The 713-nt window shown below is 44.6% G+C and carries 1 pseudogene; it reads right to left on the bottom strand.

Features of this window, described 5'->3' with window-relative positions:
• A pseudogene (locus R7Z47_RS24870) lies at positions 1–713 on the bottom strand (response regulator); the annotation flags it as partial.

The following is a 713-nucleotide window of genomic DNA, read 5'->3' as shown; positions in this document are numbered from 1 at the left end:
AAAAGCTCTTTTTGCCAAACAGAGCGCATGTCGTTGTTGCCCCAAGCTTTCATAAAGACCGATCAAACTGTCAATGGCAGCCAAGCAGAGCGGATTCCGAGTTACATAATCAGCCAGAACTTTGACTGCTTCAGATATGTGGCCTTGATGATGCAATAAAAACGCGGTCGCACATACTTTACTTGCATGCTCTTTCTGACTGCAGAGAGGTAAATAATCCTCAAGTAGTGTGTAGTCACGTCTTTCAACTAAAGTATCGATAATCAGAGATTCAACACAAATACTGGACGCGTGGGTCTTGTGAAGCAAGATGACATCAGATAGTAAGAGAGGTTGTGAAGCCAGCAGTCTTTTTGTTACAGCGGCAATGTGCTGTTGTTCTTGCAGTGCTTGGAGCATTTTCGTGTAAAGTGCTTTTGTTTGAAGGGGTTTTGTTAGCAGGTGACGAACCCGCCCAGAGCTAGAAAGTGCTGTGAGAACGGTCTCTTTTGTGGCATCGCTAGAAATCATAAGCACAGCGGTTGTGTCTGAAATCAGTTGTGCTCTGCTCAGGAGGTGAACGAGATCCAAACCGGTGTATTTTTCTGCAAGATGGTAATCAATCACTAAGAAGGAATAAAAGCGAGTTTTTGCGGCGAGTAAGGCCGCTTGCGTGTTAGTCACGCAAGTGATGTTAGAAGCTTTTGCGCCTAATGCAATGAGTTGGTGTTTCA

Origin of the sequence: Vibrio sp. 1641, assembly GCF_033339995.1 — a bacterium.
In the GTDB taxonomy this organism is placed as follows: Bacteria; Pseudomonadota; Gammaproteobacteria; order Enterobacterales; family Vibrionaceae; genus Vibrio; species Vibrio alginolyticus.
Note: the sequence above shows the minus strand (reverse complement) of the source record. Positions and strands in the feature narration are given on the sequence as shown.